This window comes from Marivita sp. (assembly GCF_051859345.1).
GTDB lineage: Bacteria > Pseudomonadota > Alphaproteobacteria > Rhodobacterales > Rhodobacteraceae > Marivita.
Genome location: NZ_JBHYFV010000006.1, coordinates 50306 through 72625, shown reverse-complemented (window position 1 = coordinate 72625; position 22320 = coordinate 50306). Strand labels below are relative to the sequence as shown.

The following is a 22320-nucleotide window of genomic DNA, read 5'->3' as shown; positions in this document are numbered from 1 at the left end:
CAGCGCCATGACCGACCTCGACACCCTGAAAGACGTGATCCGCGCCGACAGCGCATCGCGTGGCCAGACCGTGTCAAAGCTCGGCTATTTCTGTGCGCCGTTCCGCCCCGCCTCTGGCCCGTTCTCGGACAAGGTGATCAAGGTCTATCGCGGTCTCAAGGACCAAACCGCCCTGGACCGTTTGGCGCGGTGCCACGATGAGTATGTTGCTGCGCTCAACACCGCTGGCGTCGTCCTGCCGAAGACCGAATTCCACCTGCTCGACATGGAAGGCGCGCGTATTCCGGTGATCGTGCAGGACGCCCTGCCGTCGGACAGCATGATGCGCCCGCAGATGCAGGTCGCCAGCACCGACGACACGCTTCGGATGATGGAGGCGGCGGGCGACGTGATCGCGACTTTCTGGAACAATGCAGATCAGTTCGATACCCGCATCGGTTTTCATCCCTCGATCCGCAACTTCGCCTATCTGGACGGAAAAGCGTTGTTCTTCGACACCTTCCCGCCGCTGATCCACTACAGCCGCGAAGAGATGGGCAAGATGCTGCTCTTGTTCTCTGACAAGGCGCTGATGCGTTGGGTTGGCCCGTTCTTGCAAAAGAAAGTCACCGGCATTCAGGACGAATGGTATTCCGCGCCCGAAACGCTTGTTGGTCTTGTCGGCTCTGCCTGTCGCCTGCGCCCGGATGACGCCGAAGCCTATCTTGCGTGGGGGCGCGACTTTACCATCCGCCGCATGTCGCGCTGGGCAGACGAAGCGGTGCCGCATTTGCAGGAACCGCCCCGCTTGCCGGGGTACTGGACAGGCTTTCGCAAATTGCTGGGGCTTCAGGGCGAACCAAACGTCTCCTGATCTTGTCAGTCACATGATACGGATCAAGGCCGATCCTCCGCCGCGACGCTATCCTGATCCTGTCCAGATAAACGGAGGGGATTCATGTATAGCAACATTCTCGTACCGATCGCGCTTGATAACGAAGGCGATCGCGTGGCCAATGCGATTGCCGTGGCCAAAGCGCTTGCCACTGACAATGCCCGGATCACTCTGCTGCATGTGATCGAGGCCATGCCAAGTTATGCAATCAGCTATATCTCGGCGGATATCCTGACCGCGACGCGCAAAGGGGTCGAATCCGAAATGGCCCGGCTTGCCGCAGATATCGGGGCGCATTCGGTGGTGATCGACGGCCATTCCGGGCGCTCGATCCTCGACTATTCCGAGGCTCAGAACATCGACCTGATCGTCGTTGCCTCGCACCGGCCGGGCATGCAGACGTTGCTTCTGGGGTCCACCGCAACCCATGTGGTGCGACACGCGCAATGTTCGGTTCATGTCCTGCGCTGATTGACAATTCGCTTGCGTGACGCACGTCCCCATCGCAGGAGGTGCCCATGGAAGAAAACCTTAAGCTCGACACCCGTGACGGACTGCCGGACGCACTGCGCGTCCTGTTGCAGACCTATCCGCGGAACACATGGCCGGATCACGACAATTTCGCAGGTCTGGTGGCCTTCTGGCTTGACCGGCACCTGATGTTCCGCAAGCTGATGACGACGTTGATCGACGATGCCGAGCAGGCAATCGACCGCAAGATCGACCCGCAAACCCATGCCGCGAAGCTGTCGCGTTATGGGTCAATGCTGCTGCAAAACCTGCATGGTCACCACCAGATCGAAGATCACCACTATTTCCCTGTGTTGAGCAGTCGTGAACCTGTGCTCAACCATGGGTTCGAATTGCTCGATTCCGATCACCATGCGATGGACGGATTGCTCAACCGGTTTGCCGAAGGCGCAAACGCCGTGATCCAGGGCCAGTCCGAGCCGGGCGTGTTCCGCAAAGACCTGCTTGGTTTTCAGTCCATGCTCAATCGCCACCTGATCGACGAGGAAGAGCTTGTCGTCCCGGTGATCCTCAAACATGGTCCCGGCGGTCTGGGCTGACGGCTTTACTTGGCCGTCGCCGCCGTGCGACATCTGCCGTCAGTTCAAGACGGAGCCTTGTGCATGGACATAGACGATCTGGCCGACCGCATCCTTGCCGGGGAACGCCGCGCTTTGGCACGGGCGATCACGCTGGTCGAAAGCCGCAGGGCCGATCATCGCGCCGACACCATCGCGCTGTTTGACAAACTGAAGGATCACGACCGCGAAGCCTTGCGGATCGGTCTGTCCGGCACTCCCGGCGTCGGTAAATCCACCTTTATCGAGGCGTTTGGCATGATGCTGACCGCACAGGGTCTCAAGGTGGCGGTTCTGGCTGTTGATCCAAGCTCTGCGCGCTCTGGTGGGTCGATCCTTGGTGACAAGACCCGGATGGAACGTCTGTCGCGCGATCCCAACGCGTTTATCCGCCCCTCACCTTCGCAATCCCATCTCGGAGGCGTCGCCCGCCGCACACGCGAGGCGATAGACCTGTGCGAAGCCGCCGGATTTGACGTGGTGCTGATTGAAACGGTGGGTGTTGGCCAATCCGAAACCGTCGTGGCCGAGATGTCGGATCTGTTCCTGCTGCTGCTTGCGCCTGCCGGGGGGGATGAATTGCAGGGTGTCAAACGCGGCATCATGGAGATGGCGGACATCATCCTTGTGAACAAGGCCGATGGCGATCTCAAATCCGCAGCAACCCGCACCTGTGCCGACTACGCGGGCGCCCTGCGGCTGTTGCGCAAACGTCCGCAGGACCCGCAGGGCTTTCCCAAGGCGATGACGGTTTCGGCGCTTGAGGATACCGGTTTGCAAACCGCGTGGGACGAAATGCAAACCCTGACGCAATGGCGCCGCGACAACGGACATTTCGCCGCTCGTCGTGCCGGGCAGGCCCGTTTCTGGTTCGAGGCGGAACTGAAGCAGGCACTTTTGAATCGTCTTGAACGCGAGCCGATCAAGGGAATCGTGAAGGCGCTGGGCCGCGAGGTCGAAGACGGAACCCAGACGCCAAGTCAGGCCGCCGAAGAAGTGCTTGCACAGATCGAAGGCCGCAGGCCGATGCTGTGAACGCTCTCTTCCTGCCAGAATGGGACGCCACGATCCGCTGGTATGACAGCGGCTCGGGCGCACCGATCCTGTTCCTGCCAGGGCTTGGCATGCCTGTGGCTGCGGATTTCCTTGCGGTGGCTGCCGATCCTGTTCTGGCGGGGCGGCGCTGTATTCTGGTCGACTTTCTTGGCTCTGGTCAGTCCGATCATCCAACCGGATTTGACTATGCGCTGAACAGCCACGCCGCCGTCATTGCCCGCGTGCTTGAGCACTTGGGGATGGGCCCTGTCGACGTGGTGGGGCACAGCATGGGCGGCACCGTGGCAATAGTGCTTGCACGGACCTGCCCCCAACTGGTGTCCCGCCTGATCGTGGCAGAGGCGAATGTCGATCCGGGCGGCGGTCTGATGTCTTTGCGGATCTCGCGGGATGGCGAACAGGCGTTCCTGAACACCGGCTACGCGGCGCTGCTTGACAGATTGCAGTCCAAGGTGCGCGACGGGGCAGGGCCTGTAGACCGGATTGTCGCCGGGTGGCAGGTCGCCGACCCGAAAGGGCTTTTCGCCAACGCCAAGGCGCTTGTGGACCTGCCGTCGGACATGTTCGACGGTTTCGCCGGGTTGGCGATTCCCAAAGCCTTTGTCTACGGCGACCGCAGCATCGGCCCCGAACCGACACCGGACACGCCTGATCGCCGTCGGTTGGACGAGGCGGGTATTCCCACCTTCACTGTCCCGGATGCGGGCCATGCCATGATGATCCACAACCACGCCGGATTCATGGATGTTCTGAGCAAAGCGCTTTGCCTGACATGAGCGCCGCCGCCACTACCTGCTTTTCGGCCATGCCCGCCAAAGCCCGAGGCACCCACCCAAACACCGACTTTTTCGTCTTTACTCGATCTCTGCGCCCTCCCGCCACTTGACGCCTATCGCGCATCCCTCTAAGGACACCAAACGAGATTCCGGGCGCTGCCAGTCGGCGCCCTTTGATATTGGTGGACGGCCCTATGGCCACCTTTGATAGAACGAGGACGAACCCATGTCGCGTGTATGCGAACTGACCGGTAAAGGCCCGATGACTGGCAACAATGTCAGCCACGCCAACAACAAGACACGTCGGCGCTTTCTGCCGAACCTGAATGACGTGACGCTGCAATCCGAAACACTCGGCCGTGGCATCAAGATGCGCATCTCTGCGCACGCGCTGCGCAGCGTCGACCACCGCGGTGGCCTTGACAAGTTTTTGGCGAAAGCCAAAGACACCGAGCTGTCGGTCGGCCTTCTGAAGATCAAGAAAGAGATCGCCAAGGCGCAAACCGCGCAGGCGTAAGCTTTTTCTTTCAGGATGATTTGCAGCCTCGTTCGGGTTTCCGGACGGGGCTGTTTCCTTTTGTCACGTTGTGACCAGCGGTCCTGCCCGTAAATCGACATCATGCACTTCGTCCTGCGACATATCACGTTTGCCCTGATGGTTCTGGTGATCGGTTTCACCAGCGTTCAGCTGGCCGCGGCGCGTGGGCAATCCCCGGCTGTCGGAACGATGGAGATCTGCACCGGCACCGGGCCTGTGCATATCCTTGTGGATGAAAACGGCCAGCCGACGGGCGGCGTCATGATTTGCCCGGACTACGCGCTGGCGTTTTATGCGGACATGACCACACCCATGCCCGAGGCCAGGCGGGTCGATGCCTGGCACGTTCTCTGGATGAGCCAGATGGATGTTCTGGCCGCCGAACACCCCACCCCACAGTCCCAGGCCCGAGATCCACCTGCATCCGTCTGAAGTCTTCAACACTCAACACACTCAGACGGAAAGACACTCAGATGTTTACCAAATCCCTTATCGCCGGGGCTGCTGCCCTGTTCCTTGCCGCGCCTGCGTTCGCAGAAATCGAAATACACGATCAATACGCGCGCTCTGCGTCGCCGATGGCCAAATCAGGCGCTGCCTTCATGATGATCCACAACTCCGGTGACGAGGCAGATCGCCTGATCGCGGTCAGCAGCGACGCCGCCGCCCGCACGGAACTGCACACCCACCTGCAAGGTGAAAACGGCGTGATGCGCATGGTCCATGTCGAGGAAGGCTTTGAATTGCCCGCCAATGGCGAGATCGCCATGGTGCGCGGTGGCAAACACGTCATGCTCATGGGCCTTACCGGTCCGATGGAGCAGGGCAAGACGGTCACGATCACGCTCACTTTTGAAAAGGCGGGTGATGTTGTTGTGGATGTGCCGGTCGATCTGGAACGTCAGGATCATGGCGGCATGATGAACCAAGGTTCAGACAGCTGATACCAAGGGTGAGGCGGGACACCCCGCCTCACCGCCCCTGCAAGAGCCGGTCCACCCATTGCGGAACTATTTCACTTGCAGGCCCGGTCACATGCTCCTCGAACGCGTGGGTCATATCGCTGTCCCGCAGGTTAAGTTCGACCGTCGCCGCCCCCGCCATCCGCGCTTCCTCTACAAAGCCGGCAGCCGGGTAAACCTGACCCGACGTCCCGATCGCCGCAAAAAGATCACAGGTCTGGATCGCATCGAGAATCTGCTCCATGTGATAGGGCATTTCACCAAACCAGACGATATCGGGCCGTGCCGCAGGGGCATCACAGGCAGGGCAGGTTTCCCCGACCGACATTTCCTGCGGTGAATCCCATCTGTGTTCACAGGCCGCACAAAGCGCACGGGACAATTCACCATGCATGTGGACAACTTCTGCACCCGCCTTTTCATGCAACCCGTCCACGTTCTGTGTGACCAGCAGAACATGCCCCGGCCACGCGGCCTGTAGCCGTGCCAACGCCTGATGAGCGGCATTTGGCTTGGCACCCGCAGCCTGCACCCGCCGCACGTTGTAAAACTGATGGACCCGCGCCGGATCATGCGCAAACGCCTCGGGCGTTGCGACATCTTCAATCCGGTGCTGCGCCCACAGCCCGCCTTCGTCGCGGAACGTGCCCAAACCGCTTTCCGCAGAAATGCCCGCCCCTGTCAGGATCACAATTCGCTCCAGCTTTCGCATCACACCTCTTTTCCCAAACGCGACCCTGCGCTAGGCAAGGCCATGATCCAAAGTATCCTCTTTGTCTGTCTCGGCAATATCTGTCGCTCGCCCACGGCCGAAGCGGTCACGCGTGCCAAGGCTGCTGAACGCGGACTGGACGTGACGCTGGACAGCGCAGGCACCGGAGACTGGCATATCGGCAAGCCGCCTTATGGCCCGATGCAGGCCGCCGCGACGGAGAAAGGCTATGACCTTTCACCCCTGCGCGCGCGGCAAGTGGTTCCGGCGGATTTCGATGCGTTCGATCTGATCGTCGTGATGGATGACGACAACGCCGCTGAAATGGCTGCCGTTGGCCCATCCGGTCGCGTCAGGCGCTTTACCGACTACGCTCCGCAATGCGGCACCAACCATGTCCCCGATCCGTATTTCACCCGTGACTTTGATGGCGCCCTGGCGCTGATCGAAGACTGTGCGGATGGGCTTCTTGATGCGCTTGGGCCAACGCTTGGGCCGTCTCAGGCCTCGTAGATCGCGCGCGCGACGTACCAGCTGACGGGCAAGGCGACCAGCCCTCCGACGGCGGCTGCAGCGACGATCGGGACAAGCGTGTCGAACCCGGCGGTCAATACTGCAATCACGGCGGTTCCTGCCAGTGTGGTGGCGATCAGGGAATAAAGAATACTGGCTAGACGTAGCATACCGGCCTCCATCAAAATGCGATGGGCCATACATTCCTTGTTTTTGATGTCTCTGCCTTGACCTTGATCAAACCGGCCCGATCAAGCGGCCTGCAGCCTTTCACAGGCGGCAGCCAGATCGAAAAACACCTGGCGTTGATGGCACCAGGGCGGGGGCCCGTCAGGCCCGCTGCTTTGCCATTCAAGACAGGACTTCGGACAATAGCATTTGCCACAAGCCAAAAGCGTGCCGCGCAATTCCGTATAGATGTGCGGAGCGTCGTCTTCGCTTGGGGCAAGGCCCAAAAGCGCGAGAATCCCTTCATGTGCGGACATGCGGGCAGCAAATGTGCTGCGCATGGAGTCAATATAATCTGACACGACCCCCTCCCGTAAGTGTAAACCTGAATTTACATCAAGCGTACGAAAGTATTCGGTCGCGCGCGCCGTTGGAATCAAGAAAAATCTTGGAACTGGGTCGAAAGAAATATCTTGCACCCGCCGGAAACGAATCGATCAAGGTGTCAGGGCAGGGGCTGGTTGCGTTGCCCCTACCGGCATTTAAATTCCCGAATCAATATCCTACACGGTATCGGCGCAATTGCGGCACAACGCTGCTGCGGGGACAGCCTCCAATCGCGCATCCGAGATGGTATCGCCGCATTTCGGGCAAATCCCGTAAGATCCGTCCTCGAGTCGCGCCAATGCCGAATCGATTCGGCGCAGTTCGTCGAGCTCGGAATTCCCCAACGCCTCCAGCACTTCGTCCCCCTGCCGCTCCGACGCGCGGTCTTCCCAATCCTTCGGCATCGGATCGTCCAGCTTGTCTTCGATGTCGGCCAGATCGCCGGTGATTTCGGCACGGCGTTCGAGTAGACGGTCTTTCTGTGCGTTCAGATCCATATTGGCTCTCCCTTCGGTTGGCCTGATCCTGCCGCATCATGGCAACCCGCGCGTTGATGTCGGTCAAGTGGCAAGTCGCATCGGCAGAACGCGAATGCCCGACCTCGCCCGCTGCGAAGCTTACTCGACCTCGACCACCTGCAACCCGACAGCGCCGATCACCGTATTGCGCCCGGCGTCGCGGTGCATGAGAACCCCGTCGGTGATGTAGAGGTTCTTCACGTCAAAGATAAACGGCCCAACACCCGCCGAAGCGATGCGCAGCTTGTCCTCGCCCGCGATGGCGTTGCGTCCCTTGAGCGTGACATACTTCTCGCCCTTGGGGATCAGCGCAAACATGGTCGGATCGGAATTGGCCGACAGGTTGGCGACGATATAGCGGATTTCATCAATGTCGGTGATCCGCTCTGCGCGCAAGTAACAGGCCCCTTCGTAGCCCCCAAGCGCCACAGCCGTCAGACCCGCAACCGCGATGGTGACCGGGGCTGTGGCGATGGCTGTTGCCGTGGTCAACGCGCCACCCGCACCCGCCGCAACGCTGCTTCCCGCCGCCGTGGCACTGCTGACCGCGCTGCCGATCATGCTGACACCCGAGACGGGGTTTTCCAGCGTATAAGCCCCCACCGCCCGCGCGCCTTCCGTGGTGACGGACGCAACAGTCCCGGCAGTGGATTTGGCGGCTTGTCCGGCCTTGCCCGCAAGGATGCTGGGGCGGAAGTCGCAGACATCGGCCTGGGCAAAGGGGGCTGCTAGCACAAGGGCGGCGGTGAGAATCGGGCGCATGTGGATTGGTCCTGCTCGGGGTGTTTTTCGGCACTCTAGCGCAGATAGACCCCACGCGCAGGTGTGTGGTCATCACGATACGGGGATCGGCGGCGGCTTGCGTAGGGTGCGTGTTCACACGCACCGTTCGGTTGGTGAGGTCAATTGGTGCGTGTGAACACGCACCCTACACGCATTGTATAAACGGATGCGCCCTCCCATGGGGAGGGTCGGGCCCGCTGCCCGTTCTTGGGACCCCTACGTTTGCGCTCGAATGCCTTCGATTCTAGCGGTTCGAAGCGCCTGGTGAACCAAGCTGAAAATTCGCCAATCTATTTGGAAATGCTGTTGTTCCAGAAATAACCTCTCCAACAAAACTGACGTCTCATCAATATCGGTAAAGAAGTCCTGTGATGATTCACTCAATGGAATTCCTTTGTAGGTCAGGTCGCCAATTTCGACGAAGGAATGAGCGAATTGATCACGGGTCTGTTTTAGGGAGCGAAGCGTCGCCTCAACATCCTTTCTAATTTTTCCTGTCTCTTTTAAATGCCTCAATCGTTCTGCGTACTGCTCAGATTGCTCGTTATAGCTGTGATCAAAAACGCGATTTGGATACTTGCAAAGGTAAAAGACAACATACTCAAAAAAAGTGAAAACCCTTCTTAGGTATGTTGTTGTTAGCGAGGATGTGTCACCTAAGAAATTGGATCTAGGCATCGTTCCGTGGTCAAAAAAATGATGGATTGTTGCAGCTCCAAATTGAAAAGAAATATTGAACTCTTCACCTATTAACAGCATCACGTTGTGGTTGCCGGATGCCTGAAGACAAGTGTTTAGGTCTCGGATACCAGACGAGGTCAACCATTCGGCGTCATCGATTTTTTCGTCAAAATTGCCGTCTGAGGCTTTTCGTAGGGTTTCAGAGACACCCATTTTCATTCTATTCTCGCTCTCCGTCTCTCAAAATGGAATTAACCATCCATCTTCAACGCCGAGATAAACGCTTCCTGCGGGATATCCACCTTGCCGAACTGGCGCATCTTCTTCTTGCCGGCCTTCTGCTTTTCCAGAAGTTTCTTCTTCCGGGTCGCGTCGCCGCCATAGCATTTCGCCGTCACGTCCTTGCGCAGCGCCGCCAAGGTCTCGCGTGCGATAACCTTGCCGCCGATGGCCGCCTGAATGGGTATCTTGAACATGTGGCGCGGGATCAGGTCCTTGAGCTTTTCGCACATCGCCCGCCCGCGGGTTTCGGCACGGTCGCGGTGAACCATCGTCGACAAGGCATCCACCGGTTCGTCATTCACCAGGATCTGCATCTTGACGAGGCTGTCTTCGCGGTAGCCAAGCATCTGGTAGTCGAACGACGCATAACCCTTGGTCACGGATTTCAGCCGGTCGTAGAAATCGAACACCACCTCGTTGAGCGGCAGGTCATAGACCACCATCGCGCGGCTGCCCACATAGGTCAGGTCAAGCTGCAGACCGCGCCGGTCCTGGCAGAGCTTGAGCACGTCGCCGAGATATTCGTCCGGCACAAGGATCGACGCCTTGATGCGCGGTTCTTCGATGTGGTCGATGGTGGACGGGTCCGGCATGTCGGCCGGGTTGTGCAGTTCGAGCATTTCGCCGTCGCGGGTGTAGATGTGATAGATCACCGACGGCGCCGTGGTGATCAGGTCGATGTCGTATTCCCGTTCCAGCCGGTCGCGCACCACTTCGAGGTGCAAAAGGCCCAGGAACCCGCAGCGAAAGCCGAAACCAAGCGCAGCGGAGGTTTCCATTTCCGATGTAAACGACGCATCGTTCAGCGACAGCTTTTCGATCGCGCCGCGCATGTCTTCGAAATCATTGGCGTCCACCGGGAACAAGCCGCAGAACACCACCGGAATCGACGGTTTGAAGCCGGGCAGGGGCGTTTCGCAGCCCTTTTTCTCGGTGGTGATGGTATCCCCGACGCGCGTGTCGCTGACCTGTTTGATCTGCGCGGTGATATAGCCGATCTCGCCCGGTCCCAGCTCTTTGACCTCTTGCATGGCGGGACGATAGACGCCGATCCGGTCGATGTCATAGGTGCCGCCGGTCTTCATCATCTTGACGCGCTGGCCTTTTTTCAGCACCCCGTCGATCACGCGGACAATCACGACCACACCCAGATAGGGGTCGTATTTGCTGTCCACCAGCATCGCCTTGAGCGGCTTGGTCGCATCACCCTCATGCGGTTGCGGCAGGCGCTTGACGATGGCTTCAAGCACGGCGGGAATACCGACGCCGGTCTTGGCGGAAATCTCCAGAGCCTCGGACGCATCAATGCCGATCACGTCCTCGATCTGTTCCTTGACGCGCTCGGGTTCGGACGCGGGCAGGTCGATCTTGTTGAGAACCGGCACGATCTCGTGATCCGCGTCGATGGCGGTATAGACATTGGCCAGCGTCTGCGCCTCGACCCCCTGCGTGGCATCCACCACCAGCAATGATCCTTCGACCGCGCGCATGGAGCGGGAGACCTCGTAAGCAAAGTCCACATGCCCCGGTGTGTCGATCAGGTTGAGGATGTACACTTCGCCATCTTCGGCCTTGTATTCGATCCGAACGGTGTTGGCCTTGATCGTGATACCGCGTTCCCGCTCGATATCCATCGAGTCGAGCAGTTGCTCTTTCATCTCCCGTTCCGTGACGGTGTTCGTCGATTGGATCAGCCGGTCAGCCAGGGTGGATTTCCCGTGGTCGATATGGGCAACGATGGAGAAATTACGGATATGCGAAAGCTCTGTCATGCGCGGGATATGATGCGGTTTTGAGGTCCGGTCAAGGTGGTGCGACGGATGCGTGCCGATTGACAAAAGGTGATTTGAAAACAGCTTTGGTTTCGGGCATTGTTCCAACAGGCAGAGACCCGTGACACTGGGCACAAGACCCAAGCACGGTGCGAGTGAAGGTGAGCAGGCGACATGAGAGTATTGGCAGCAATGGTGGTCGCGGCACTGGTCGCGGGATGTGGTGGAAACCGCTATGATCGCAGCGATGGCGGAACCGTCACGCGTTTCTCGACCGGACCGATCAGCCGGGCGTGTCTGTCCTCGGACCGCAAGGCCCGCAATTCGCGGCTTTGTGGATGCATCCAGACCGTCGCAAACCAGTCCCTGTCCGGATCAGATCAGCGCAAGGCCTCGGGCTTTTTCAAAGATCCGCAGCGCGCCCATGATGTCTGGATGTCCCAGTCCTCGTCGGATGACGCGTTCTGGGAACGCTACAAGGTCTTTGCCGCGCGGTCGGAAAATTCGTGCCGGGGTTACTAGGCCCGATCCAGAAACGCCCGCAACGACAACTCGAACTCGCGCGGTTTTTCCGCGTGAAGCCAATGGCCCGCACCGGGGATTTTCGCGAACCGCGCCTTCGGGAACAGGCTTTTGATCTTCGGGCGATGGTCCGGCGTCACATAGTCGGATTGTGCCCCTGACAGGAACAGCGTCGGCTTGTCGAAAGTGCCGCTCAGATCCGGAAAGCCAAGCACCTTTGGCATTTCTTTCGCCAGCGCTTCGAGGTTCAGCTTCCAGCGTTTCTCTTTCAGGTCGAGCGATTGCGTGAAGAATGCCTGAAGCGTTGGATCGGCGACATGGGCCGCCAATTGGGCCGACGCGTCTGACCGTTTCTCGACCTGCGACAGGTCGACGGCGCGCATCGCGTCGATGTACTGGGTCTGCGAATGTGTATATGTCACAGGGGCGATGTCTGCGACGATCAGGCGATTGACCAGCTCTGGCCGGGTCAGCGCCAGAACCATCGCCGCCTTGCCGCCCATCGAATGGCCGACCACGTCCATCGGCGCGTCCTGCGCGGCGATCACCTCGGCCAGATCCTGCGCCATGTCGGTGTACGAATGGCTGTCGGACCAGAAACTGTCGCCATGGTTGCGCATGTCGACAACGGCAACGGGACCACGATCTGACAGGCGCTTGGCAATCACACCCCAGTTGCGCCCCGACCCATAAAGTCCGTGAATGACAAGCAGCGAAGACGCCGTCCCGGTCGAGTTGGTGATCTGTGTGTTCAGCATATCCGCTGCATACTGTGCCGGTATGGACTTGAGCAAGAGGTGGCAGAGGTTTAGCTTTGCCACATGGAACATGCCGACCGGATCAAAACCAACGCCGAAACGCTTCGGTCGCTCATGGCGAAACGGCTTGGGCTGAAGCGTGGATCGTTGTCGCGTCGTCTGATCAAGGCGAGGCGCCGTCTGCCTGCGGGTGTGCGCCGTGACATTGGCGTCATTGCGGAAGCCGAGAATATGGCAGCCAATCCAAAGCTTGCGCTCCGGCTTGATGCCGATGCCACCCACGGTGCCTATGACCGCGCATCCACCCATCTCAAGGCGATTGACGTGGCCGACCGGCGCAAGGGGATCGCCCTGTCTATCCTTGGCAGCATGGCGTTCAACATCCTTGCGGTGATTGTCCTACTTATCATTGTCCTGCGCTGGCGTGGTCTGGTCTGACGCCGTTGACGCTCTGAGCGGACAACCTAGATGGCGGTGTCATGGAAACAGCGCTTATCATTGGATCAAGTGGCGGTATCGGCACCGCCTTGACAACCGCCCTGACCACACGCGGCGTGGCTGTGACCGGGCTGTCGCGCAGCGGTGACGGGCTGGACGTGACGGATGAGGCCAGTGTGAAACAGGCACTTGGCGCGCTGGATAGTCCGTTCGATCTGATCTTCGTCGCCACCGGCGCGTTGGAGATTGACGGGGCTGAGCCGGAAAAGACCCTGCGCCATATCACGCCAGAGGCGATGATCGACCAGTTCAGGCTGAACACGGTCGGGCCGTCGCTTGTCCTGAAACACGCGATGCGGCTCTTGCCGCGCAAGGGACGGTCGGTCTTTGCCGCCCTGTCGGCACGGGTTGGCTCCATCGGGGACAACCGGCTGGGCGGGTGGTACAGCTACCGCACATCGAAGGCGGCGCTGAACCAGATGATTCACAGCGGTGCCATCGAACTGGGGCGAAGCCACAAGGATCTGATCTGTGTCGCGCTGCATCCCGGCACGGTGGAAACGCCATTCACCGAGAAATATGTGGGCCACAATCCGTCCGTCCCGGCCAGTGAGGCGGCGGAAAACCTGCTCTCGGTTCTGGATGGCCTGACGCCCGAGGACACCGGTAGGTTCTTTGACTGGCAAGGCAAAGAGGTGCCGTGGTGAGCCGCCTTGTTCTGGTGCTGGGTGATCAGTTGACAGACACGCTTTCCGCGCTTGAAGCGGCCGATAAATCATCGGACGTGGTCGTGATGGCCGAGGTTTCCGAAGAAGCCACCTATGTGCAGCACCACCCCAAGAAGATCGCCTTCATATTTGCCGCGATGCGCAAATTCGCGGCCCGCCTAAAGGATGATGGCTGGGACGTACGCTACACCCAGCTTGACGACCCCGACAACGCCGGGTCGATCCCCGGTGAGTTGCTGCGCCGCGCCGAAGAAACCGGCGCGACCGAGGTGATCGCCACCCAGCCCGGCGAATGGCGGTTGATCCAGGCGCTTGAAGAGATGCCGCTCAAGCTGAGCATGAAGCCCGACACTCGTTTCGTCAGCACGCAAGACGAATTCGACGCCTGGGCCGAGGGGCGCAAGGCGTTGCGGATGGAGTATTTCTACCGCGACATGCGCCGCAAGACGGGCCTATTGATGGATGGCGACCAACCCGAGGGCGGCAAGTGGAATTACGACGCCGAGAACCGCAAACCCGCGCCGGATGACATCGCTTTTTCCGGCCCGATGCAGTTCACGCCGGACGACACAGTCAACGAGGTTCTCGACCTCGTGGAAAAGCAGTTCGGCAATTCCTTCGGATCGCTGCGGCCATTCCATTTCGGGACCGATCAGGAACAGGCCCGCCGGGCGCTGACGCACTTTATCACCTACGCGCTGCCCCGGTTCGGCGATTATCAGGACGCGATGCTGAACGACAATCGCTTCCTTTATCACGCGATGATCTCACCCTATCTGAATGTCGGCTTGCTTGATCCGATGGAGGTCTGCACCGCGGCCGAGGACGCGTACCGGGACGGCCACGCGCCGCTCAACGCGGTCGAAGGCTTTATTCGCCAGATCATCGGCTGGCGCGAATATGTGCGCGGCATCTATTTCCGCGAAGGCCCGGACTATCCGCGCCGCAATGCACTGAACCACCAGCGCAAGCTGCCCGATTTCTACTGGACCGGCGACACGGACATGAACTGCCTGTCAAAGGCAATTACCCAGACGGCGCAAGAGGCCTATGCGCACCACATCCAGCGCCTGATGGTGACCGGCAATTTCGCGCTTCTGGCAGGGGTGAACCCGAACGAGGTGCATGACTGGTATCTGCGGGTCTATATCGACGCGTTCGAATGGGTCGAAGCGCCGAACACCGTGGGGATGAGCCAATTTGCCGATGGCGGGATCATCGCCTCGAAACCCTATGTGTCCTCGGGTGCCTATATCAACCGGATGTCGGATTACTGCAAATCCTGCCGCTACAAGGTGCAGGACAAGACCGGCAAGGATGCCTGCCCGTTCAACCTGCTCTATTGGCATTTTCTGGACAGGCATGCCGAAAGGTTCAGCGGCAACAACCGCATGAACCAGATCTATGCCAACTGGAACCGGATGGAACCAGGGCGCAAAGCCACCATCCTGTCCGAGGCAGACGTGTTTCTGGATCGGTTGGGGTAGGGCGAAAGCCTTTGGAAATGGCTTTGCCCCGGACTCAACCGTATTGCGTGACCGGTGTGCCCGCGATCGCCGCCATGTTCAGCAACCCGCGCGGGGTGATTCCCGGTGTGACGACGTGGGCGCGGTTGCCCATGCCCATCAGGATCGGTCCAACCTCGAGCCCGCCGCCGCGCATTTTCAGGATGTTGCGCGCCGCCGATGCGGCATCGGCATGGCCGAAGATCAGCACGTTGGCGACACCTTTCATCCGGCTTTCCGGCAACAGGCGTTCGCGCAATTCCGGATCAAGCGCGGCATCCACGTTCATCTCGCCTTCGTAACAGAAATCGCGCGGGGCTGAGTCCAGCAGGGCAATTGCCTCGCGCAGGCGCTTGCCCGAGCCTTCGGCCTGGTTGCCGAACTGGGATTGCGAACAAAAGGCGACATTCGGTGTCACACCGAACCGGCGCACATGCCGGGCGGCACCGATGGCCGATTGGGCAAGCTCTGCCGGGGTGGGCAGGGACCGGACATGGGTGTCCGCGATAAACAGCGGCCCGTCCTCTAGGATCATCAGGCTCAGCGCGCCGTGTGGCGAGTGTTTCTCGGATCCCAGCACCTGCGTGACATAATTCAGATGCCAGCGGTATTCCCCGAATGTGCCGCAGATCAGACTGTCGGCCTCGTCGCGATGCACCATGACCGCACCGATCGCGGTGGTGTTGGTGCGCATGATCGCGCGGGCCAGATCGGGGGTCACTCCCCGGCGGGCCATGATCTTGTGATAGGTTTCCCAGTAATCGCGGTAGCGCGGATCGTTTTCCGGGTTCACGATGGTGAAATCGCGCTCTGGCCGGATTTCCAGCCCCAGCCGTTCACAGCGGGTGGCAATCACGTCGGGACGGCCGATCAGGATCGGGGTCTCGGTGGTTTCCTCAAGGATCGCCTGTGCCGCGCGCAGCACACGTTCGTCTTCGCCTTCCGCAAATACGATCCGGCGCGCGCCGGTCGCGGCGGCATCGAAGACCGGGCGCATGAGCAAGGCGGATTTGTAGACGCTGGCGTCAAGCTTGGCCCTGTAAGCGGCCAGATCGTCCAGCGGACGCAGAGCCACACCAGACTCCATCGCTGCCTTGGCGACGGCGGTCGATACAACGCCCGAGAGGCGCGGATCGAACGGTTTGGGGATCAGGTAGTCCGGTCCAAAGGTCAGTTGTTCGCCCCGATAGGCCGCTGCCGCCTCGGCGCTGGTGGTCGCGCGGGCCAGTTTGGCGATACCTTCGACACAGGCGATTTCCATTGCGTCGTTGATCTCGGTCGCGCCGACATCCAATGCGCCGCGAAAGATGAACGGGAAACACAGTACGTTGTTGACCTGATTGGGAAAATCGCTGCGCCCGGTGGCCATGATCGCGTCCGGCGCGACCTCGCGCACCTGGTCCGGCAGGATCTCGGGAGTGGGGTTGGCAAGGGCAAAGATGATCGGTTTTCGCGCCATACGCGCAACCATTTCGGATTTCAGCACCTTTGGCCCGCTCAGCCCAAGGAACAGATCCGCGCCATCGACCACATCATCCAGGGTGCGCAGGTCGGATTTCTGCGCGAACTCGGATTTCTGCGGGTTCATGTCTTCGGCGCGACCTTCGTAGACCAGCCCGTGAATGTCACACAGCCAGATGTTTTCGCGTTTCACGCCCAGCTTGATCAGCATGTTGAGACAGGCAATCCCGGCAGCTCCGCCACCGGTGGACACGATCTTGATGTCCTCGAATTTCTTGCCCGCGACATGCAGCGCATTGGTGGCGGCCGCGCCGACAACAATGGCGGTGCCATGCTGGTCGTCGTGGAAGACGGGAATGTTCATTCGCTCGCGGCAGAGTTTTTCGACGATGAAGCAATCGGGTGCCTTGATGTCCTCAAGGTTGATGGCGCCAAAGGTCGGCTCAAGTGCGCAGACGATATCGGCCAGCTTTTCGGGATCGCTTTCGTTCACCTCGATGTCGAAACAGTCGATATTGGCGAATTTCTTGAACAGGACCGCCTTGCCCTCCATCACCGGCTTGGAGGCCAGCGCCCCGATATTGCCAAGGCCAAGAACGGCTGTGCCGTTGGTGACGACGCCAACAAGATTGCCTTTGGTGGTATAGCGCGCCGCGGTGGTGGGATCGGCCTTGATCTCGAGACAGGCTTCGGCCACGCCGGGACTGTAGGCACGGGCCAGATCGCGTCCGTTTGCCAAGGGCTTGGTGGCGCGGATTTCGAGCTTACCGGGCTTTGGATGCTCGTGATAGAACAGCGCTGCCTGACGCAGTGACTCATTTGTGTTGTCTGACATGAACGCTCCCCCGCACAATCTGGTTTCGGGGTAAACCACATCGGTGCGGAGGGAAAGAGCGCAGAGGATTGCGCAAAAGAAGAAGCTTAGTTCAGATATTCCTGAAGATGCGCGATCCTGCGTTCGGCCTGACGGCGTGTCAGGCTGCCATCAAACGGCTCATCCGCGCGGCTGGTAAGCTCTTGCAACTGGATGGATTGTTTCTCGGTCATCTTTTCTTCGGGGTCGGGCCCCAATCCAAGGGACGGATCAAGCGCGATACTGTTTTGCATTGGCATGGTGACCTCCTTTGCTCACCCGGAAAACGCGGACGCTGCGTTTCCGGTTCCCGCCAGCCCTTGCAATCAGCGTCGCGGCCTCGCAATCATGCAGGTCACAGAACAGGGGCAGGACGCATATGGACTTGAAGATCGCGGCACAGGCCGTTCGGGAAAACGCCTATGCGCCGTATTCCAAATTCAAGGTGGGCGCGGCGGTGCGTTCGGCGGACGGGGCAATCCATGTCGGATGCAACGTGGAGAACGTGGCCTATCCCGAAGGTACCTGTGCCGAAGCCGGGGCCATCGCAGCCATGATCGCGGCAGGCGCGCACAGAATCATCGAGGCCTGTGTGATCGCGGACAGCCCGTCACCTGTGCCGCCCTGCGGTGGGTGTCGCCAGAAACTTGCGGAATTCGCAGATGCCGACGTTCCGGTCACCTTGGCGACCACACATGGCGCAGAACACCAGACCACCGTAGGAGCCCTTTTGCCGGGAGCGTTCGTCGCGGGCCACATGGACCGAAGCTGATGGATGCACGCGCGATCATAGCAACATTGCGCCAGGGCAGGACACCGGACGCCGACGCGCTTGGCTGGTTCGCCCAAGGGCTTGCGGATGGCAGCGTCAGCGACGCTCAGGCGGGGGCCTTTGCGATGGGTGTCTGCGTGAACGGTCTGGACGACACAGGCCGCGCGGCGTTTACGGCTGCGATGCGGGACAGCGGCAAGGTTCTGCACTGGGATCTGGATGCACCGGTATTGGACAAACACTCGACCGGCGGGGTGGGCGACTGTGTCAGCCTGATCCTTGCACCGGCTTTGGCGGCCTGTGGCGTCTATGTTCCGATGATTTCGGGCCGGGGGTTGGGGCACACCGGCGGCACGCTCGACAAGCTCGACTCCATCCCCGGATTTCGCACCACGCTGACCGAGGACCAGTTCCGGCATGTCGTTGGCCAGGTGGGTTGTGCCATCGTCAGCGCCAGCGCCGATATCGCACCCGCCGACAAACGTCTTTACGCCATCCGCGATGTCACGGCGACGGTGGAAAGCCTTGATCTGATCACGGCCTCCATCCTGTCCAAGAAACTTGCGGCGGGTCTGGACGGCCTCGTGCTGGATGTCAAATGCGGTTCGGGTGCCTTCATGAAATCACAAGACGACGCCCGTGCCCTGGCACAGGCTCTTGTCGAAACCGCCAAGGCAACGGGCTGTCCAACCTCGGCCCTGATCACCGATATGTCGCAACCCTTGGCCCCAAGTCTTGGCAATGCGCTAGAAGTCATCGAGGTGATGCGCGTTCTGACCGGCCACACCACAGGCCGCCTGGCCGAACTGACCATTGAACTGGGGGCAGCGCTTCTTCAGCAAACCGGGATCGACGCCGGCAGGGACATGTTGCGCGCAGCCATCACTGACGGCACAGCCGCCGAAAAGTTCGGCGAGATGGTCTATGCGATGGGGGGACCGGTCCACTTTGTCGAAGACTGGGTCCGGTTTCTGCCCGAAGCGCCTGTCATCCGCGAAGTCACAGCGCCCATGGCCGGAACCGTGGCCGCCATCGACGGCGAAGCGCTTGGCCTCACCGTCGTTGCGCTTGGCGGTGGGCGACAGGTCGAATCCGATGTGGTCGATCCCGCAGTCGGGCTGAGCGACGTGGTCTCCATCGGGGACAGAATCGCCAAAGGCCAGCCTCTTGCCCGCATCCATGCCGCCCGCGAGGCGCAGGCGGACGCGGCGGAACAGGCAGTTCTTGCGGCGATCACGCTTGGCGATCGGCCGGTAAGCGCTCCACCTCTGGTTCAGGAGCACGTCACATGAGCCGTGCATTTCTGGTTGTCATGGATTCCGTCGGCATCGGCGGCGCGCCCGACGCGGATCAGTTTTTCAACGGCGACACGCCGGACACCGGGGCCAACACCCTGCTGCATATCGCCGAGGCCTGCGCCTCCGGTGCGGCGGAAGACGGCCGGACCGGACCTCTGACCCTTCCCAATCTGGACGCCCTGGGCCTTGGCCGCGCCGTGACCCTGGCAAGCGGTGAACGCGCGCCTGGGCTGGTCGCGACACCCATCGGACGGTGGGCCGCAGCAACCGAAGTCTCGCGCGGCAAGGACACGCCGTCTGGACATTGGGAACTGGCAGGGCTGCCGGTCCCGTGGAACTGGACCTATCTGCCCAACACCATCCCGGCCTTCCCCGCCGACATCACGACACGCATTTGCGACCTTGCCGGAACGGATGGCATCCTGGGCAACTGCCACAGCAATGGCGTCAAGGTGATCGACACGTTTGGGGGTGAGCATCTGCGCACCGGCAAACCGATCTGCTACACCTCTGCCGACAGCGTCCTTCAGATCGCTGCGCATGAAGAGGCGTTTGGGCTCGACCGTCTGCTGAAGCTGTGTGAGGATCTTGCGCCGATGTGCCATGAGCGCAAGATAGGACGTGTCATTGCGCGCCCCTTCATCGGGCAAGACGGGAATTTCGAACGCACCACCAACCGCCACGACTATGCGATCGCGCCACCCGCGCCTGTGCTGACCAACTGGGTGCAGGACGCGGGCCAGCGGGTAATCGGGATCGGGAAGATCGGCGATATCTTCTCGATGTCCGGGATTGACGAGGTCCACAAAGGCGCGGATGCACACCTGATCCAACACCTCGCGCATCAGATCGACACCGCACCCGAAGGGGCGCTGATCTTTGCCAATTTTGTCGAGTTCGACAGCAAATACGGCCATCGTCGCGATGTGTCCGGTTATGCCCGCGCGCTCGAATGGTTCGATGCCGAGTTGGGCAAACTGCTGCCCCGGCTTCGCGACACGGATCTGTTGCTCATCACCGCCGATCATGGCAACGACCCGACATGGATTGGCACGGACCATACCCGTGAACGCGTCCCGGTCTTGATCGCCGGGGCCGGAACCGGGGAAATCGGCCATGTGGGATTTGTCGATGTGGCAGCCACGATCGCCGAACATCTTGGCGTGACGGCAAAGGGATCTGGGCGGAGTTTCTTGTGATGGATGAAGAACAGATTGACCGAATGCGTCGCGGCATGGACGAAGAGCAACTCGACCGCATCACGCGCCTGCCCAAGGTCGAACTGCACCTGCATCACGAAGGCGCGGCCCCACCTGCGTTCATCAAGGGACTGGCGAAAGAAAAGTCGATCAACCTGAGCGGTGTCTTCAAACCCGATGGCAGCTACGCCTTCCGCGATTTTGTACATTTCCTGAGCGTCTACGAAGCGGCAACAAGCGTGCTCATGACACCCGAGGATTACGCCCGCCTGACCAAAGCCGTGCTTGAAGAAAGCGCCGCAAATGATGTGATCTATTCCGAAACCTTCCTGTCGCCGGATTTCTGCGGCGGCGGCGATGTCGGCGCGTGGCGCGAATACCTGCACGCCATCCGCGAAGCCGCCGACGAGGCCGAACGCGATCACGGCATCATCCTGCGCGGCATCATCACCTGCATCCGCCATTTCGGCCCGGAAACTGCCAAGGCATCCGCGCTGTGCGCTGCCGAAACCGCTGGCGACTGGATCGTTGGCTTCGGGATTGCCGGGGACGAAATGAAGGGCAAACCCAAGGACTTTGCCTACAGCTTTGACTTGGCACGCGAAGCCGGTTTGCGCCTGACGGCCCATGCGGGGGAATGGGGTGGCGCAGGGTCGGTGCGCGACGCGGTAGAGGATCTCAAGGTCGAACGCATCGGCCATGGCGTGCATGCAATCAACGACCTGGCGCTTGTGGACAGGCTTGTGGAGAACGCGATTGTCCTAGAGGTTTGTCCGGGTTCCAACGTGAACCTGAATGTCTACCCGAACCTCGCGGCCCATCCCATTGAAAAACTGCGGCAACGCGGCGTGAAGGTCACGGTCTCGACCGATGATCCGCCGTTCTTTCACACCACGATGCGCGACGAATACCTCAACCTTGCGCGCAGCTTTGGCTGGGACGAGACTGTTTTTGCAGAAATAAACGACACCGCCGCCCACGCGGCGTTTTGTGACGAGGACACCCGCAAACGTGTCCTGAAACGACTGGAGCGCACATGAAAGATCACCTGACCATCGTTGACCACCCGCTGGTGCAGCACAAGCTGAGCCTGATGCGCGAGAAAGACACCTCGACCAAGTCGTTCCGTCAATTGCTGCGCGAAATCAGTCATTTGCTGGCCTACGAGGTGACGCGCAACCTGCCGCTCACCACCAAGCGGATCGAAACGCCGCTTTGCGAAATGGATGCGCCGGTGATCGACGGCAAGAAGCTTGCCCTGATTTCGATCCTGCGCGCAGGCAACGGGTTGCTCGACGGTATCCTCGAACTGATCCCGGCGGCGCGCGTGGGTTTTGTCGGGCTTTACCGCGACGAGGCAACGCTCAAACCGGTGCAGTATTACTTCAAGGTCCCGTCGCATATGCAGGACCGCATTACCATTGTCGTCGATCCCATGCTTGCCACCGGCAACAGCTCTGCCGCCGCGATTGATCTGGTCAAGGACGCCGGGGCGAAGAACATCATCTTCCTCTGCCTGCTCGCCGCCCCCGAAGGTGTCGCCCGCATGAAAGAGGCGCATCCCGATGTGCCCATCGTCACCGCGTCGCTGGACGATCACCTGAACGAACTGGGCTATATCGTTCCGGGGCTGGGTGACGCCGGAGACCGTATGTTCGGGACGAAATAGCCCTTTA

28 protein-coding genes are annotated in these 22320 nt (G+C 60.3%); 18 read left to right on the top strand and 10 right to left on the bottom strand.

Features of this window, described 5'->3' with window-relative positions; translation table 11 throughout:
* Positions 1-7: 7 nt before the first annotated feature.
* From ACTIEN_RS06130 to ACTIEN_RS06095, 8 genes are all read left to right on the top strand, one after another.
* Entirely contained in the window at positions 8-853 is an 846-nt protein-coding gene (locus ACTIEN_RS06130; RefSeq protein WP_439522236.1) for a DUF6206 family protein, read from the top strand.
* An 84-nt stretch (positions 854-937) separates the two neighbouring features.
* A complete protein-coding gene (locus ACTIEN_RS06125; RefSeq protein ID WP_439522235.1) occupies positions 938-1345 on the top strand; it encodes a universal stress protein in 408 nt (135 codons plus the stop codon).
* Positions 1346-1392: 47 nt separating this feature from the next.
* On the top strand, positions 1393-1944 hold the full coding sequence (locus tag ACTIEN_RS06120) for a hemerythrin domain-containing protein (RefSeq protein ID WP_439522234.1): 552 nt from the start codon (positions 1393-1395) through the stop codon (positions 1942-1944).
* 63 nt (positions 1945-2007) lie between these two features.
* Complete coding sequence (gene meaB, locus ACTIEN_RS06115) at positions 2008-2997, top strand: methylmalonyl Co-A mutase-associated GTPase MeaB (protein WP_439522233.1); 990 nt, start codon at positions 2008-2010, stop codon at positions 2995-2997.
* Positions 2994-3794 carry an alpha/beta fold hydrolase gene (locus ACTIEN_RS06110; protein WP_439522232.1) on the top strand — a complete coding sequence of 267 codons (801 nt, stop codon included), beginning with the start codon at positions 2994-2996 and terminating at the stop codon, positions 3792-3794. Before meaB ends, ACTIEN_RS06110 begins: the two co-directional genes overlap by 4 nt.
* Positions 3795-4020: 226 nt before the next feature.
* Positions 4021-4311 (top strand): 50S ribosomal protein L28, encoded by a 291-nt coding sequence (gene rpmB, locus ACTIEN_RS06105; RefSeq protein ID WP_439522231.1) that lies wholly within the window; start codon positions 4021-4023, stop codon positions 4309-4311.
* A 102-nt stretch (positions 4312-4413) separates the two neighbouring features.
* Entirely contained in the window at positions 4414-4764 is a 351-nt protein-coding gene (locus ACTIEN_RS06100) for a hypothetical protein (RefSeq protein WP_439522230.1), read from the top strand.
* Between the two features lie 41 nt (positions 4765-4805).
* Complete coding sequence (locus ACTIEN_RS06095; RefSeq protein ID WP_439522229.1) at positions 4806-5276, top strand: copper chaperone PCu(A)C; 471 nt, start codon at positions 4806-4808, stop codon at positions 5274-5276.
* A gap of 28 nt (positions 5277-5304) precedes the next feature.
* Here ACTIEN_RS06095 and ACTIEN_RS06090 read toward each other — a convergent pair whose 3' ends face one another.
* Positions 5305-6006: an NAD-dependent deacylase gene (locus ACTIEN_RS06090; RefSeq protein WP_439522228.1), complete on the bottom strand. Its 702-nt coding sequence runs from the start codon at positions 6004-6006 to the stop codon at positions 5305-5307.
* Positions 6007-6048: 42 nt separating this feature from the next.
* On the opposite strand from ACTIEN_RS06090, the gene ACTIEN_RS06085 reads away from it, so the two are divergent.
* Positions 6049-6519 (top strand): low molecular weight protein-tyrosine-phosphatase, encoded by a 471-nt coding sequence (locus ACTIEN_RS06085; protein WP_439522227.1) that lies wholly within the window; start codon positions 6049-6051, stop codon positions 6517-6519.
* On the opposite strand, the gene ACTIEN_RS06080 is transcribed toward ACTIEN_RS06085, so the two are convergent.
* The 6 genes from ACTIEN_RS06080 to lepA all read right to left on the bottom strand — a co-directional run bounded on the left by ACTIEN_RS06080 (position 6507) and on the right by lepA (position 11110).
* Entirely contained in the window at positions 6507-6689 is a 183-nt protein-coding gene (locus ACTIEN_RS06080) for a CTP synthetase (protein WP_439522226.1), read from the bottom strand. The two genes, ACTIEN_RS06085 and ACTIEN_RS06080, sit on opposite strands and share 13 nt — an antisense overlap.
* Before the next feature lie 81 nt (positions 6690-6770).
* Positions 6771-7049: a hypothetical protein gene (locus ACTIEN_RS06075; protein ID WP_439522225.1), complete on the bottom strand. Its 279-nt coding sequence runs from the start codon at positions 7047-7049 to the stop codon at positions 6771-6773.
* A gap of 201 nt (positions 7050-7250) precedes the next feature.
* Positions 7251-7571 carry a TraR/DksA family transcriptional regulator gene (locus tag ACTIEN_RS06070; protein ID WP_439522224.1) on the bottom strand — a complete coding sequence of 107 codons (321 nt, stop codon included), beginning with the start codon at positions 7569-7571 and terminating at the stop codon, positions 7251-7253.
* A gap of 120 nt (positions 7572-7691) precedes the next feature.
* Complete coding sequence (locus ACTIEN_RS06065; RefSeq protein WP_439522223.1) at positions 7692-8354, bottom strand: hypothetical protein; 663 nt, start codon at positions 8352-8354, stop codon at positions 7692-7694.
* A 237-nt stretch (positions 8355-8591) separates the two neighbouring features.
* Positions 8592-9275, bottom strand: coding sequence for a hypothetical protein (locus ACTIEN_RS06060; RefSeq protein WP_439522222.1), 684 nt, complete (start codon positions 9273-9275; stop codon positions 8592-8594).
* A gap of 32 nt (positions 9276-9307) precedes the next feature.
* Positions 9308-11110 (bottom strand): translation elongation factor 4, encoded by a 1803-nt coding sequence (lepA, locus tag ACTIEN_RS06055; RefSeq protein ID WP_439522221.1) that lies wholly within the window; start codon positions 11108-11110, stop codon positions 9308-9310.
* A gap of 174 nt (positions 11111-11284) precedes the next feature.
* Between lepA and ACTIEN_RS06050 the strand changes: the two genes are divergently transcribed.
* Positions 11285-11632 carry a hypothetical protein gene (locus ACTIEN_RS06050; protein WP_439522220.1) on the top strand — a complete coding sequence of 116 codons (348 nt, stop codon included), beginning with the start codon at positions 11285-11287 and terminating at the stop codon, positions 11630-11632.
* Here the strand turns inward: ACTIEN_RS06050 and ACTIEN_RS06045 are convergent.
* Complete coding sequence (locus ACTIEN_RS06045) at positions 11629-12390, bottom strand: alpha/beta fold hydrolase (protein WP_439522219.1); 762 nt, start codon at positions 12388-12390, stop codon at positions 11629-11631. The genes ACTIEN_RS06050 and ACTIEN_RS06045 overlap by 4 nt on opposite strands.
* 63 nt (positions 12391-12453) lie before the next feature.
* Between ACTIEN_RS06045 and ACTIEN_RS06040 the strand changes: the two genes are divergently transcribed.
* Genes ACTIEN_RS06040 through ACTIEN_RS06030 form a run of 3 tightly spaced genes read left to right on the top strand, consistent with a single transcriptional unit; the run spans position 12454 to position 15043 of the window.
* On the top strand, positions 12454-12828 hold the full coding sequence (locus tag ACTIEN_RS06040; protein WP_439522218.1) for a hypothetical protein: 375 nt from the start codon (positions 12454-12456) through the stop codon (positions 12826-12828).
* Positions 12829-12869: 41 nt separating this feature from the next.
* Positions 12870-13535 (top strand): SDR family NAD(P)-dependent oxidoreductase, encoded by a 666-nt coding sequence (locus ACTIEN_RS06035; RefSeq protein ID WP_439522217.1) that lies wholly within the window; start codon positions 12870-12872, stop codon positions 13533-13535.
* On the top strand, positions 13529-15043 hold the full coding sequence (locus ACTIEN_RS06030) for a cryptochrome/photolyase family protein (RefSeq protein WP_439522216.1): 1515 nt from the start codon (positions 13529-13531) through the stop codon (positions 15041-15043). The genes ACTIEN_RS06035 and ACTIEN_RS06030 overlap by 7 nt, the downstream gene beginning before the upstream one ends.
* 34 nt (positions 15044-15077) lie before the next feature.
* Here ACTIEN_RS06030 and ACTIEN_RS06025 read toward each other — a convergent pair whose 3' ends face one another.
* Both ACTIEN_RS06025 and ACTIEN_RS06020 read right to left on the bottom strand, forming a co-directional pair.
* On the bottom strand, positions 15078-17357 hold the full coding sequence (locus tag ACTIEN_RS06025) for an NADP-dependent malic enzyme (RefSeq protein ID WP_439522215.1): 2280 nt from the start codon (positions 17355-17357) through the stop codon (positions 15078-15080).
* Between the two features lie 86 nt (positions 17358-17443).
* Complete coding sequence (locus ACTIEN_RS06020) at positions 17444-17635, bottom strand: DUF3072 domain-containing protein (protein ID WP_439522214.1); 192 nt, start codon at positions 17633-17635, stop codon at positions 17444-17446.
* Between the two features lie 65 nt (positions 17636-17700).
* On the opposite strand from ACTIEN_RS06020, the gene ACTIEN_RS06015 reads away from it, so the two are divergent.
* The 5 genes from ACTIEN_RS06015 to upp are packed head-to-tail and all read left to right on the top strand — an operon-like array spanning position 17701 to position 22313.
* Positions 17701-18147 carry a cytidine deaminase gene (locus ACTIEN_RS06015; protein WP_439522320.1) on the top strand — a complete coding sequence of 149 codons (447 nt, stop codon included), beginning with the start codon at positions 17701-17703 and terminating at the stop codon, positions 18145-18147.
* Positions 18147-19439 carry a thymidine phosphorylase gene (locus tag ACTIEN_RS06010; RefSeq protein ID WP_439522213.1) on the top strand — a complete coding sequence of 431 codons (1293 nt, stop codon included), beginning with the start codon at positions 18147-18149 and terminating at the stop codon, positions 19437-19439. Before ACTIEN_RS06015 ends, ACTIEN_RS06010 begins: the two co-directional genes overlap by 1 nt.
* On the top strand, positions 19436-20644 hold the full coding sequence (locus ACTIEN_RS06005) for a phosphopentomutase (RefSeq protein WP_439522212.1): 1209 nt from the start codon (positions 19436-19438) through the stop codon (positions 20642-20644). The genes ACTIEN_RS06010 and ACTIEN_RS06005 overlap by 4 nt, the downstream gene beginning before the upstream one ends.
* A 35-nt stretch (positions 20645-20679) precedes the next feature.
* Positions 20680-21684 (top strand): adenosine deaminase, encoded by a 1005-nt coding sequence (locus ACTIEN_RS06000; protein WP_439522319.1) that lies wholly within the window; start codon positions 20680-20682, stop codon positions 21682-21684.
* Positions 21681-22313: a uracil phosphoribosyltransferase gene (gene upp, locus ACTIEN_RS05995; protein ID WP_439522211.1), complete on the top strand. Its 633-nt coding sequence runs from the start codon at positions 21681-21683 to the stop codon at positions 22311-22313. The genes ACTIEN_RS06000 and upp overlap by 4 nt, the downstream gene beginning before the upstream one ends.
* Positions 22314-22320 lie beyond the last annotated feature (7 nt).